This is a genomic window from Actinomyces sp. oral taxon 175 str. F0384, assembly GCF_000223355.1.
Classification (GTDB): domain Bacteria; phylum Actinomycetota; class Actinomycetes; order Actinomycetales; family Actinomycetaceae; genus Actinomyces; species Actinomyces oris.
Genome location: NZ_AFUR01000001.1, coordinates 1385379 through 1398247, shown reverse-complemented (window position 1 = coordinate 1398247; position 12869 = coordinate 1385379). Strand labels below are relative to the sequence as shown.

General features: G+C 69.2%; 8 protein-coding genes. 4 read left to right on the top strand and 4 right to left on the bottom strand.

The genetic code is table 11. The features are described 5' to 3' along the window. The first annotated feature begins 289 nt into the window (after positions 1–289). From dxs to pflA, 4 genes are all read left to right on the top strand, one after another. Positions 290–2347: a 1-deoxy-D-xylulose-5-phosphate synthase gene (gene dxs / locus HMPREF9058_RS05835; RefSeq protein ID WP_009405471.1), complete on the top strand. Its 2058-nt coding sequence runs from the start codon at positions 290–292 to the stop codon at positions 2345–2347. Between the two features lie 385 nt (positions 2348–2732). Continuing rightward, entirely contained in the window at positions 2733–4847 is a 2115-nt protein-coding gene (locus HMPREF9058_RS05830) for a pyruvate formate lyase family protein (protein WP_009406215.1), read from the top strand. Positions 4848–4923: 76 nt separating this feature from the next. Further along, positions 4924–5169 (top strand): autonomous glycyl radical cofactor GrcA2, encoded by a 246-nt coding sequence (grcA2, locus tag HMPREF9058_RS05825; protein ID WP_009406209.1) that lies wholly within the window; start codon positions 4924–4926, stop codon positions 5167–5169. A gap of 23 nt (positions 5170–5192) precedes the next feature. Then, the gene (pflA, locus tag HMPREF9058_RS05820) at positions 5193–6068 is read left to right on the top strand and encodes a pyruvate formate-lyase-activating protein (RefSeq protein ID WP_004564789.1); all 876 of its coding nucleotides are present in this window, start codon (positions 5193–5195) and stop codon (positions 6066–6068) included. Between the two features lie 110 nt (positions 6069–6178). Here the strand turns inward: pflA and HMPREF9058_RS05815 are convergent, their stop codons facing one another. From HMPREF9058_RS05815 to treY, 4 genes are all read right to left on the bottom strand, one after another. Continuing rightward, positions 6179–7453, bottom strand: coding sequence for an HRDC domain-containing protein (locus HMPREF9058_RS05815; protein WP_009406047.1), 1275 nt, complete (start codon positions 7451–7453; stop codon positions 6179–6181). 152 nt (positions 7454–7605) lie between these two features. Beyond that, positions 7606–8202: a DUF3000 domain-containing protein gene (locus tag HMPREF9058_RS05810; protein ID WP_081385241.1), complete on the bottom strand. Its 597-nt coding sequence runs from the start codon at positions 8200–8202 to the stop codon at positions 7606–7608. A 161-nt stretch (positions 8203–8363) separates the two neighbouring features. Further along, positions 8364–10163, bottom strand: coding sequence for a malto-oligosyltrehalose trehalohydrolase (treZ, locus tag HMPREF9058_RS05805; RefSeq protein ID WP_009747467.1), 1800 nt, complete (start codon positions 10161–10163; stop codon positions 8364–8366). After that, on the bottom strand, positions 10160–12793 hold the full coding sequence (gene treY / locus HMPREF9058_RS05800; protein WP_009406002.1) for a malto-oligosyltrehalose synthase: 2634 nt from the start codon (positions 12791–12793) through the stop codon (positions 10160–10162). Before treY ends, treZ begins: the two co-directional genes overlap by 4 nt. Positions 12794–12869 lie beyond the last annotated feature (76 nt).

The window sequence follows — 12869 nt, the reverse complement described above, 5'->3', positions numbered from 1 at the left end:
GGGCGCGGACGGTTCGACGTCCAAGGCATACAGTACGTGCTCAGCCGTGACCCGCGTGACACGTGGCCGCACAGTGGTCGTGGCGGCTCTATGCTGAGCACCCTCGGTCGACTCAGGAGCGTCGCTCCGGGAAGCCTGGCGGTCCCCGGGCCCGGGAAGGAGACTCCTGGGAGGACCCCTTCGCCTCGTCAACGGCTACCCTGTCCCGAGTGCCGCTTCAGCGACCCGCCGCGGCTCGCTCGTGAGCGACACGAACAACTCGTCACCACCTTCGACAAGGAGGCGCACCGTGCCAGCAGCTGCTGAGCGCCCGGCAGGGCCCGCCGGACAGACCGGCAAGGCGCTCCTGCCCTGCGTGCGCAAGCCCGCCGACCTCGATCGGCTCACCAGCGAGCAGCTGGTGACGCTCGCCTCGGAGATCCGCCAGCATCTTGTCGCCTCAGTGGCGCGCACCGGCGGCCACCTCGGCCCCAACCTTGGGGTCGTCGAGCTGACGATCGCGCTGCACCGCACCTTCCGCTCCCCGCGGGACACCATCGTGTTCGACACCGGCCACCAGGCCTACGTCCACAAGCTGCTCACCGGTCGTCAGGACTTCACTCATCTGCGCGAACGCGGCGGCCTGTCCGGATACCCCTCACGGGCCGAGTCCGTCCACGACGTCGTGGAGAACTCCCACGCCTCCACCTCCCTGTCCTGGGCCGACGGCATCGCCCGGGCCAACCACCTGCAGGGCCACGACGAGCGCCACGTCGTCGCCGTCATCGGGGACGGCGCCATGACCGGGGGAATGGCCTGGGAGGCCCTGGACAACATCGCCGACTCCTCGGACCGCCACCTGGTCATCGTCGTCAACGACAACGGCCGCTCCTACGCCCCCACCATCGGGGGACTGGCCCATCACCTCGACGCACTGCGCACCAATCCCGGCTACGAGCGTGTCCTGTCCGGGGTCAAGCGGACGCTCCTGTCGCAGGGCGCCCCCGGCCGGGCCGCCTTCGACGCCCTGCACGGACTCAAACGGGGGCTCAAGGACGTCCTGGTTCCCTCGGCCTTCTTTGAGGACCTGGGGATCAAGTACACCGGACCGGTTGACGGCCACGACATCACGGCCGTCGAGTTCGCCCTCACTCGCGCCCGCGAGTATGCCGAGCCGGTTATCGTCCACGTCATCACCGAGAAGGGGCGGGGCTACACCCCGGCCGAGGAGCACGTCCCCGACCGCTTCCACGCGGTGGGCCAGATTCATCCCGAGACCGGCTTGCCGGTGGTGGCCGAGCGCTTCGGCTGGACCGCCGTCTTCGCCGAGGAGGTCGTCTCCCTGGCCCGCGGAGATGAACGGATCGTCGGGGTCACTGCCGCCATGCAGGCCCCGGTGGGTCTCCAGCCCCTGGCCGATGAGATGCCGACGCGGGTCATCGACGTCGGCATCGCCGAGCAGCACGCGCTGACCTTCTCCGCCGGCCTCGCCTTCGCCGGCATGCACCCGGTGGTCGCCCTCTACGCGACCTTCCTCAACCGCGCCTTCGACCAGGTGCTCATGGATGTCGCCCTGCACCGGGCCGGAGTGACGATCGTCCTGGACCGGGCCGGAATCACGGGAACTGACGGGGCCAGCCACAACGGCATGTGGGACATGGCGCTGCTGGCGCACGTTCCTGGTCTGCGCCTGGCGGCTCCCCGCGACGAGGCGACGCTGCGCGAGAGCCTGCGCACAGCCGTGAGCACTGACGATTCCCCCACCGTCGTGCGTTACCCCAAGGGCGCGCTGCCCGAGCCCCTGACCGCGTTGCGACGCCTCAGTCCGGAGTCGGAGGAACCGGGGCGCGGCGGGGATCCGGTGCACCAGGACACGCCTTCCGTGAGTGTCTTCGACGTCGTCGATGTCCTACTCGAGAGCCGCCGGCCGGCCGGTGGTGCGCGAATCCTTCTGGTGGGGGTGGGTGCCATGGCCACCCAGGCCTACGAGGCCGGCAGGCTCCTTGAGCAGGAGGGGTACGCCGTCACCGTGGTGCACCCGCACTGGGTGATTCCTGCCCCGGCTCCTCTCGTGACGGCCGCAGCCGACGTCGATGTCGTCGTCGTGGTCGAGGACGGTCTGGTCGACGGCGGTATTGGCTCCCAGCTGCGTGACGCGGTCGAGGAGTACCAGGCCGCCCACGGCGCTACCGGTGGCTCGCCGGTCTTCCGCCGCATCGGCGTTCCGCGCCAGTTCGTCGACACGGCCACCCGTGCTCAGCTGATGGAGGACTTCGGCATGCGAGCGGCTGATATCGCCCAGGCGGCCCGCAGGGCGGCCGACGGCGTCGCAGGGCCCCGCGCCGACCAGGACCTTAGGGCCGAGTAGGGCACGAGTAGGGCAATGGAGGCTGCGCCTCGGCTCCGGTTCCCCGCACGGTAACGGTAATCCGCTGGGACACCTGTCCTAATCGTTCCGATAGGTTGATGTGCTGGGAACGCGGCCCCATTCGTCCTCGTTGTCGAAGGCTGGAGGGAGTTGGTGGCTGGTGGCGGAGATTCTCCTGAGGGGTCGATATGGGGACCTATGTCCCGGATTGCGACGACGGCGATCGACCTGTGAGTCATCTAACCGGCCCTTCTTGGGACCAGCGACCCACAAGCCATCCTCTGAGTTCTAGTCTGAGACCGACGGCGCGCCGATGTGCCGCCTCGCCTCATCAGGGCGATCACAACCGGGTGGCTCTCCGGTCACCCACATGAGGAGGGCACGGATGACCACTGAGGTCACAACATCTGCCACCACGGCGAGCGGCAATGACGCCTGGGAGGGCTTCGTTACCGGACCGTGGACCGAGGACATTGACGTCCGCGACTTCATCCAGCGCAACTACACCCCCTACGACGGCGACGCCTCGTTCCTTGCCGACGCCACGGACAAGACCCTGCGTCTGTGGGACACCCTGGAGAAGAACTACCTCTCCGAGGAGCGCAAGGTTCGCATCCTCGACGTCGACACCCACACCCCCGCCGACATCGACGCTTTCCCGGCCGGCTACATCAGCGAGGACGATGACGTCATCGTTGGTCTGCAGACGGATTCCCCGCTGCGTCGCGCCATGATGCCCAACGGTGGCTGGCGCATGGTGGAGACCGCCATCAAGGAGGCGGGCAAGGAGGTCGACCCCGAGGTCAAGAAGATCTTCACCCGCTACCGCAAGACCCACAACGACGCGGTCTTCGACATCTACACCCCGCGCATCCGCGCGGCGCGCTCGAGCCACATCATCACCGGTCTGCCCGACGCCTACGGCCGCGGCCGCATCATCGGTGACTACCGCCGCGTGGCGCTCTACGGCGTCGACTTCCTCATCGAGCAGAAGCAGAAGGCCAAGGACGCCGTGGCGGACAAGCCCTTCTCCGAGCACTGGGCCCGCTACCGCGAGGAGCACTCCGAGCAGATCAAGGCGCTCAAGAAGCTCAAGGTCATGGCTCAGAGCTACGGCTATGACATCTCCGGCCCGGCCAAGAACGCCCACGAGGCGGTCCAGTGGACCTACTTCGCCTACTTGGCCTCCGTGAAGTCCCAGGACGGCGCTGCCATGAGCATCGGCCGGCTCTCCGGCTTCCTGGACATCTACTTCGAGCGGGACCTGCGCAACGGGGTCATCGACGAGACCCGCGCCCAGGAGCTCATCGACAACATCGTCATGAAGCTGCGCATCACCCGCTTCCTGCGCACCATCGACTATGACCAGATCTTCTCCGGCGACCCCTACTGGGCCACCTGGTCCGACGCCGGCTTCGGTGAGGACGGTCGCGCCCTGGTCACCAAGACCTCCTTCCGTCTGCTGCAGACCCTGCGCAACCTCGGTCCGGCCCCGGAGCCGAACATCACGATCTTCTGGGACGAGAACCTGCCGCAGGGCTACAAGGACTTCTGCGCCCTCATCTCGATCACGACCTCCTCCATCCAGTACGAGGCCGATGAGCAGATCCGTGAGCACTGGGGCGACGACGCCGCGATCGCCTGCTGCGTGTCCCCGATGCGCGTGGGCAAGCAGATGCAGTTCTTCGGCGCCCGCGTCAACTCCGCCAAGGCCCTGCTCTACGCCATCAACGGCGGCCGCGACGAGATGACCGGCAAGCAGGTCGTCACCGGTCTGCCCGGCATTGAGGGCGACGGCCCCCTCGACTTCGACGAGGTCTGGGACAAGTACGAGAAGATGCTCGACTGGGTGGTGGCCACCTACGTCGAGGCCCTCAACATCATCCACTACTGCCACGACCGCTACGCCTACGAGTCCATCGAGATGGCGCTGCACGACTCCGACATCGTGCGCACCATGGGTTGCGGCATCGCCGGCCTGTCGATCGTGGCCGACTCCCTGGCGGCCATCAAGTACGCCAAGGTCACCCCGGTTCGCGACGAGACCGGCCTGGTGGTCGACTACGTCACCGAGGGCGACTTCCCGATCTACGGCAACGACGACGACCGCGCCGACGACATTGCCGCCACCGTGGTCCACACGATCATGTCCAAGATCAAGGCCCAGCCCTTCTACCGCGACGCCATCCCGACCCAGTCGGTGCTGACGATCACCTCCAACGTGGTCTACGGCAAGGCAACCGGCTCCTTCCCCTCGGGGCACCAGAAGGGCACCCCCTTCTCGCCCGGAGCCAACCCGGAGAACGGGATGGACACCCACGGCATGGTCGCCTCGATGCTCAGTGTCGGCAAGCTCGACTACAACGACGCCCTCGACGGCATCTCGCTGACCAACACGATCACCCCGCAGGGACTGGGCCGCACTCTCGACGAGCGCGTCGCCAACCTCGTGGGCATTCTCGACGCCGGCTTCGTCCCCGACGACTGCGCCGAGATCTGATCGAGCCGCTCAACCCGGCCGATCACACCGCAGCAATTTCCACACATCGATCACATCACCTCAGAAAGGGGCCACCATGGCCACGTACGAAGAGCGCCTCGCCTCCATGAAGGCACAGCGTCAGGACAACGGCGGCGTCAAGGGCCTGTACCACGCCAACATCAACGTCCTGGACCGCAACACCCTCGAGGACGCGATGGAGCACCCGGAGAACTACCCGAACCTCACGGTTCGCGTCTCCGGCTACGCCGTCAACTTCGTCAAGCTGACTCGCGAGCAGCAGCTTGACGTCCTCCACCGCACCTTCCACTCCCAGGCCTGAGCCCTGGAGCACGGCGAGCGGTCATGACGCAGACCACGACGACCGTGCGCGACGGCGGTCGGGACCAGGACTTCCTGGCCCCGGCCGCCCGCTTGCGCGGTGCGGGCATCGGCGGGCTCGAGGAGCTGACGGATCTTCAACGCTCGGAGCGCCTGGCTCGGATGCGCGATGGCGAGCTGGGCTCGATCCACTCCTGGGAGCTCGTGACCGCGGTGGACGGCCCCGGCACCCGGATGACGGTCTTCCTCAACGGATGCCCCCTGCGGTGCCAGTACTGCCACAATCCCGACACCTTCCTCATGAAGGACGGGGAACCGGTGGAGGCCTCGGAGCTTCTCCGCCGCATGCGCCGCTACCGGGGGGTGTTCCGCGCGTCCAAGGGCGGGATCACGCTGTCGGGCGGCGAGGTCCTCATGCAGCCGGCCTTCGCGGGCAGGCTCCTGGCCGGGGCCAAGAAGATGGGCATCCACACCTGCATCGACACCTCAGGATTCCTGGGCGCCAATGCCAGTGACGAGATGCTCGATAACATCGACCTGGTCCTGCTCGACGTCAAGAGCGGTGACGAGGAGACCTACAAGAAGGTGACGGGGCGCTCCCTGGCCCCGACCATCACCTTCGGTGACCGTCTGGCGGCCAAGGGGATCGAGATCTGGGCCCGGTTCGTGCTGGTCCCGGACCTGACGGATGACCCTGAGAACGTCCACAACGTGGCCCGGATCATCGAGCGCTGGGGCTCGGTCAGCCGCGTCGAGGTGCTGCCCTTCCACCAGATGGGTACCGACAAGTGGGACGCCTTGGGACTGACGTACCAGCTTCGTGACACCAGGCCCCCGGAGCCGGAGCTGGTGGAGTCCACTCGCGCCATTTTCCGTTCCTACGGCTTCGAGGTCCACTGAGGCCGGCGAAGGTCACTGGTTTCTCGAGCCGAGCTCCTCTGACGAGAATCACGTCGTGCGCCGTCCACGTCTCCGTGGGCGGCGCACTGTGGTACGCGCGTGCTGGCGCGTCAGCCCAGTGCTGCGGCGAGAGCGGGGGCGGCCTGCTCGATCTGCCACGGCCTGGCCCCCATGGCGGCCAGACGCTCACTGATCTCCTGAGCAGTGACTCTGCCGGTGCGACCTGCCTCGATCTCCGCGCCGAGGTCCCAGGCCAGACGACGTTGGCACTCCGGGGTCAGGAGGAGCTCCTGGGGCACGCGGATCTCCTCAGCGTGCTGTCTGATGGCCGCGCGTACCTCGGTGAGCCGCTCGGCGGCCGCGGCGTGGTGGCGCTGCCAGGAGCGCGGATGGGGGAGCTCGCCGGGCGCCAGTGGTGCGCGGGTGGGGGGAAGCTCGTCGTCGGGCAGCTCCAGGGCGCGTTCGATGGCTCTCCACCAGCGCTCCTGGTTCTGGCGGGCCTGGCGGGAGGAGAACTCCTTGAGGGCGCTCATCTTGCGTCGTGACCGGGGGCGGGCGACGGCAGCGGCGACGAGTGCCTGGTGGGGCAGGACCTTGGAGGGGGTGCGGTCGAGCTCTGCGGCCAGCTGCTCGCGCGAGTTCCACAGCTCGCGCAGAATAGCCAGTGAGCGGGGGGAGCGTACGGAGCTGCCTGCTCGTGGGGTCTTGCGCCACGGGTCGACCTTGGCCGGCCTGGCGGGCTTGGTGCGCACGTGCTCGAACTCCTGGGCGGCCCACTGGTCCTTGCCGGCTGCTTCGAGCTCGGTGGCCAGGGCGTCGCGCAGGTCGATGAGCAGCTCGACGTCGAGGGCGGCGTAGGTGAGCCAGGAGGTGGGCAGGGGCCGGGTGGACCAGTCCGCGGCCGCGTGGTCCTTGGCCAGGCGCAGGCCCAGGGTCTCCTCGATGACGGCGCCGAGCCCGACGTGCTGTCGGCCCAGGAGGCGGGCTGCCAGCTCGGTGTCGAACAGGGAGGCGGCCTTCAGGCCGCGTGCGGTCAGGCAGGGGATGTCCTGGTCGGCGGCATGGAGGATCCACTCGGGTCCGTCAAGGGCTGTGGCCAGCTCGGTCAGGGGCCCGGTGGTGACCGGATCGATGAGCAGGGTGCCGACGCCGTCCCGGCGTAGCTGGATGAGGTAGGCGTCCTGTCCGTAGCGGAAGCCGGAGGCTCGTTCGGCGTCGACGGCGACGGGGCCCCGACCGGCCGCCAGGAGCTGAGCGGCTCGGTTCAGCTGGGTGGGGGTGGCGGTGATCTCGGGGAGCCCGTCCTTGGGACGGGGGTAGTCGACGATGTCGTGCGGGTTGATGGGGTGATCTGTTGTGCCAGGGGGGACGACTGGGCGGGGCACGGCCGAGGAAGCAGCTGGGCGGGGCACGGCCGAGGAAGCAGCTGGGCGGGGCACGGCCGAGGAAGCAGCTGGGCGGGGCACGGCCGAGGAAGCAGTTGGGCGGGGCGCGGCCGAGGTCGCAGCTGGGCGGGGCACGCCGGTGCGGCGGGGCGTCACCTTCCGGCTCCGGCGAGAGTGAGGGGGTGGACTGCGGCCGGTTCATGGCCGGAGGCGACCAGCAGCAGCTCGTGCCAGGCGGTGAGGTGGGGGCCGAGCTGGGGGGTCGTGGGGGACCAGGACGCCCGGATCTCGGCGTGGGCGCATGAGTCGGTGAGGGTCAGCCCACCGAAGGTCTCGGACAGGACCCTGGTGACGGTTCCGACCAGTGCGTGGTAGCCGGCGCGGGAGTCCTCCAGGCTGTCGGTGAGCCAGCTCCAGGCGGCGGACTCGAAGACGGGGTCCATGCCGATCTCGTCGTCGATGCGGGCGCGCGCCTGCACCACGATGCGGAAGTCCCCGTCCCAGGCCTCCTGGCCGTCGGGGTCGTGGAGGACAACGAAGCGTCCGGTGGCCACGGGGGTGGCGCCGACAGTCTCCACGGTTTCGGCGCTCAGGGCGGCGGAGTAGGGGGCCAGCTTCTTGGGGGCGGGCACCTCCTCCATGAGGAGTCCCCGGGGGCGGGGCGCGTCGCGAAGGGACAGGAGCGCTTCCTCGAATCGTTCGGGGATGCCACCTGCCTCATTCTGACGCGGCCTACCGTTGACAGTCACGGATGCCACGCTAGTGTGCTACCGCAGTGGGCACATGAAGCCACGCCGCTGGGAGGGTTGCATTGTGTCAACGAGGTGCCTGCCTTTCTGAACGGATGTGCATCGGCCGCTTCCGGTTCGCCGGCATCTGGTCGGCCGGGGAAGCCTCCTGGTGGGACTGGTCAGCGTCGGGCGACGAGCGTCTGTCCGGGGGGCAGGCAGGACGGGTCGGAGCCGACCGGGGCCCAGGAGAGGAGCACGTCACTCAGCTCGGCAGCGGGCCGTGGCCTCCCGGAGAGGTTGGTGACGACGACGATGTCCTCGTAGGTCACGGTGACAACATCGTCGGCCTCATCGATCTGCGGCCACGCGGTGCGTTGGGACCAGGCCAGCTCGCGGCGCAGGGCGGTCAGTGCCCGGTACCAGGACAGCATGTGGGCGTGTTCGGCTTTGTCCAGCTCGGACCAGTCCAGGCGCGAGGTCTCGACGGTCGCGGTGTCCTGGGGGTCGGGGATCTCGTCAGCGTCCCAGCCGAAGGCGGCGAACTCCCGGGCGCGCCCCTGGCTGACGCTGCGGGCCAGGTCCTCCTCCTCATGGTCGGTGAAGAACTGGAAGGGGGCGCGGGTTCCCCACTCCTCGCCCATGAAGAGCATGGGCGTGTAGGGCGACAGGAGCACCAGGGCGGCAGTGGCGGCCAGGGCGGCGTCGTCGAGTCCGGCCGAGGGACGGTCCCCGACGGCTCGGTTGCCGATCTGGTCGTGGTTGGATCCGAAGACGACGAAGCGCCTGGGGTCGGTGTCCTCGGGGACGGGGGCACCCCAGACCCGGTCCCGGAAAGTGGACCAGGTGCCGTTGTGGAGGAAGGCGCCGCTGTAGGCCTTGGTCCACGCCCCGGGCTCGGCGAAGTCGGCGTAGTAGGCCTGCGCCTCGCCGGTGATCCGTGCATGCAGGGCATGGTGGACGTCGTCGGCCCACTGGGCGGTCATGCCCAGGCTGGGTGTTGCGGCGGGGGGCTCCTGGTCGGTGGGGGTGATGACTCCGACATCGTTGAGGTCGGCCTCGGCCACCAGGCTCAGGGGCCGGTCCAGCTCGTCGGACAGCGCAGCCACGGCGTTGGAGAGCTCGGCCAGGACGTGCGTCTGTGGAGGGTCGGCGGCTGCGGCGTCGTCCTTGATCTCGTGGATGGCGTCCAGGCGCAGGGCGTCGATGTGGAAGTCCCGCAGCCAGCGCAGGGCCGAGTCGATGACGAAGGCACGCACCTGATGACTGCCGTCGTGGTCATAGTTGACGGCCTCACCCCAGGGCGTGTGATGGGCGGGGGTGAAGTAGGGGCCGAAGACGCTGAGATAGTTGCCCGACGGGCCCAGGTGGTTGTAGACGACGTCGAGGCACACGCCGATGCCGGTGCGGTGGGCGGCGTCGACGAAGCGCATCAGGGCCTCGGGGCCCCCGTAGGCCTCGTGGACGGCCCAGAGGCCCACCCCGTCGTAGCCCCATCCGGCTCGACCGGGGAAGGCGGCCAGGGGCATGAGCTCGACGATGTCGACGCCCAGCTCGGCCAGGTGATCGAGCCGGGAGATGGCGCTGTCCAGGGTGCCCTCGGGGGTGAACGTGCCCACGTGGAGCTCGTAGATGACTGAGCCGAGCAGGTCCTTGCCCATCCAGTCCTGATCGGTCCACTGCCAGGCGGTCGGGTCCACGGTTCGTGAGGGGCCGTGGACACCGTGGGGCTGCAGGGCGCTGCGGGGATCGGGGCGGTCGGGGGAACCGTCGACCCGGAAGGCGTAGTCGGTGCCCGGCTCCAGGTCGAAGGGGGCGGCCCACCAGCCGTCGGGGGCCGGGACCATGTCAACCAGCCGGTCATCCAGTCCCTCATCGCCGGGCAGGTGCAGCTCGACCCGCCTCGCCGTGGGGGCCCACACGGGAACGCGGGGGCCCACAGGCAGGGCCGGTGACTGCCAGGTCCGGGATGCCGGGCTCATCGGGCGGCCTCCTGCTCCTGGGCGGCCTGGTCTGAGTCGGTCTGGGAGTCGGGGGAGCCGACCCTGGCCAGGACGACGACGGCATCGTCCCCGACCACCTCGGCCAGAGGCTGGCTGCCTCCCTCCACGGTGCCGGTGCGCAGGACGTGCTCCCAGGTCCCCTCCGGCAGGACGATGCTCTCCTCACGCCATCCCCCCAGCTGCTCGAGCCGCCGGGACAGGCGCCTGACGATGACGACGACGTCGGGGATCTCGTCGAGCAGGCGGGTGTAGGCGAAGGCGAAGGAGGTGGTCACCGGGATCGTGCGGTAGCCCGAGCGGGGACCGACGAAGGTGTGGGGGCGAGCAGCGCGCAGACGCGCCAGGCGTGAGGTGAGGAAGAGCTTGTCCTCATCCAGGCTGCGCGGTGCGGCTCCGGAGTCGAGGCGCTCCAGGGCGCTGATGAGACCCGAGGGCCCGGCGTAGTCGACCGTGCGACGGTTGTCGGGGTCCACCAGTGAGGTGCGGGTGATCTCGCTGCCCTGATAGATGTCGCTCACGCCCATCCAGGTCAGGGCCAGCGCCTTGCCGGCGAGGATCGCGGTGCGTACGGACCTGGCCGTCAGGGCCGCGAAGGCCTCGAGCTCGTCGCGGACCTCCTCGCTGGTGAGCAGATGGGTGGCGTAGTCGGTCAGGGCCTGCTCCCGAGCCAGGTCCGGGGCGGTCCAGGTGGTCCAGATCTTCTGCTCCCGGGAGGCCTTGATGAGATAGGCGCTCAGGCGCTCGGGGGTCATGGGGTCGTCGCTGTCGGGCGCCCAGGTCCCCCACAGGGTCTGCCACAGCAGGTTCTCGCTGCGTCCGTCGAGGTCCAGGGGGCGGACCTGCGCGGTCATGGCGCGCAGACGGTGGATGAGGTCGCTCCACTCCTCGGCATAGGAGGCCAGCACGTCCAGGCGAGCGCGCACGTCCTCACCGCGCTTGGTGTCGTGGGTGGTGGAGGTGACCATCGTGTCGGGCCAGGTGTTCTGGATCCGGTCGGCCCAGGCGTGGGCCTCGTCGGCACTCAGCGCGAAGCCGGCCGGGTTGCCGCCGACCTCGGTGAGGCTGGTCAGGTGGGTCCATCGGTAGAAGGCGGTGTCCTCCACGCCCTTGGCGGTGACGGCCCCGCACACCTGCTGGAAGCGGATGATGGCCTCGGTGCGCTCGGGGGACTCAGACAGGCCCTCGGAGCCGACTGGCTCACCCAGGAGGATGGCGACCACGAGGTCGAGGGTCTCTCCCTGGTCCGGCTCGAGGCGCTGGCGGGCCCGCTCGGCGTCGGCCTGGAGGACGGCGGCCGTCTCCGGGCCTGGGGGCGTCCCGGGAACGACATAGACCCGGTACTGGTCTGCGGCCACGAGCAGCTCGACGACGCAGGCCCGCAGGTCGCGCAGGGTGTGGTCGCGCAGGCGCACGTCCTGGGAGGTCAGGGAGTCCAGGATGCGGGCCAGACGGTCGACCTCCGCGGCCAGTGAGCCGGCGATGACCTCTCGCTTGGCCTCCTCGACGATGCGGTCGTAGTCCACCGGAGCGTCCCCGGTGAGCTCCTGCATGAGCGCGCCCAGGCGGGCCGCGCCGGCGGGGTCCACCTGGAGCTGGTCGATCCGCCAGGCGGCGTCGTAGCCGGTGGTTCCGGCCACCGGCCAGGAGGTGGGCAGGGACTCGTCGGGCGCCAGGATCTTCTCCGCGGCGATCCACGCCCCGCTGGTGGCCTCGGCCAGCTGGGTGAGGTAGCCACCGGGGTCGGCCAGGCCGTCGGGGTGGTCGACCCGCAGAGCGCTGATGACTCCGTCTCTCATGAGGTCGAGGATGAGGCCATGGCTTCCGGCGAAGACGTCGGGCTCCTCGACGCGGATCGCGGCCAGGGTGCCGACATCGAAGAACCGTCGGTAGTTGATCTCCTCGTCGCCGACCTTCCAGTAGGCCAGGCGGTAGTGCTGGCGCTCGACGAGGACGTGCATCGGCAGCGCCTCGGTGCCCTGGGCAACGGGGAAGGCGTGGTCGTAGTAGCGCAGCACCCACTGCTCGCCCAGATCCTCCTGCCCCGGAACCACCATCTGCTCCAGGGTGAGCTCATCATCGGCCAGGACGGCGCCGATGCGCTTGCCCAGGATCGGCATGAGGATGGGCTCGTCCAGGGAGAGGTCGAACCAGGCGGCGTAGGGGGAGTCCGGTCCCTCACGCAGCACCGACCACAGGGGCAGGTTGTGCCAGCCGGGGGTGGGCACGGCCATGTGGTTGGGAACGATGTCCACCACAACGCCCATCGCATGGGCGTCGGCCTCAGCGGCCAGGGCCTCGAGCTGCTCCCTTCCTCCCATGACGGCCGAGACCCGGCGGTGATCGACGACGTCGTAGCCGTGGGTGGAGCCCGGCGCGGCGGTGAGGATCGGGGAGAGGTAGAGGTCGGTGACTCCCAGATCGGCCAGGTAGGGGACCAGGGCCTTGGCGTCTGCGAAGGTCAGATCCTCACCGAGCTGGAGACGGTAGGTGGTCACCGGCGTCCGGTGCTCCGGAGCCGGCACGTGCCCCGACCACGGCGCGTAGGCGGGTGTCTCGGCCGAACCCGCCGAACCTGCCTGATCCACTGCTGCGTCCACTGCGTCGGTCATGTCACTTCCTGAAGCTCGTCTGGTCTGCGTCGGGTGGTGCTGCTTGATGGGTGATGTGCGTTCGGTGGCGCGCCGG

Coding starts and splice junctions, on each gene's coding strand:
- pflA (WP_004564789.1), top strand. CDS start 5,193: ATGACGCAGACCACGACGACCGTGCGCGACGGCGGTCGGGACCAGGAC.
- treY (WP_009406002.1), bottom strand. CDS start 12,793: ATGACCGACGCAGTGGACGCAGCAGTGGATCAGGCAGGTTCGGCGGGT.
- HMPREF9058_RS05830 (WP_009406215.1), top strand. CDS start 2,733: ATGACCACTGAGGTCACAACATCTGCCACCACGGCGAGCGGCAATGAC.
- grcA2 (WP_009406209.1), top strand. CDS start 4,924: ATGGCCACGTACGAAGAGCGCCTCGCCTCCATGAAGGCACAGCGTCAG.
- treZ (WP_009747467.1), bottom strand. CDS start 10,163: ATGAGCCCGGCATCCCGGACCTGGCAGTCACCGGCCCTGCCTGTGGGC.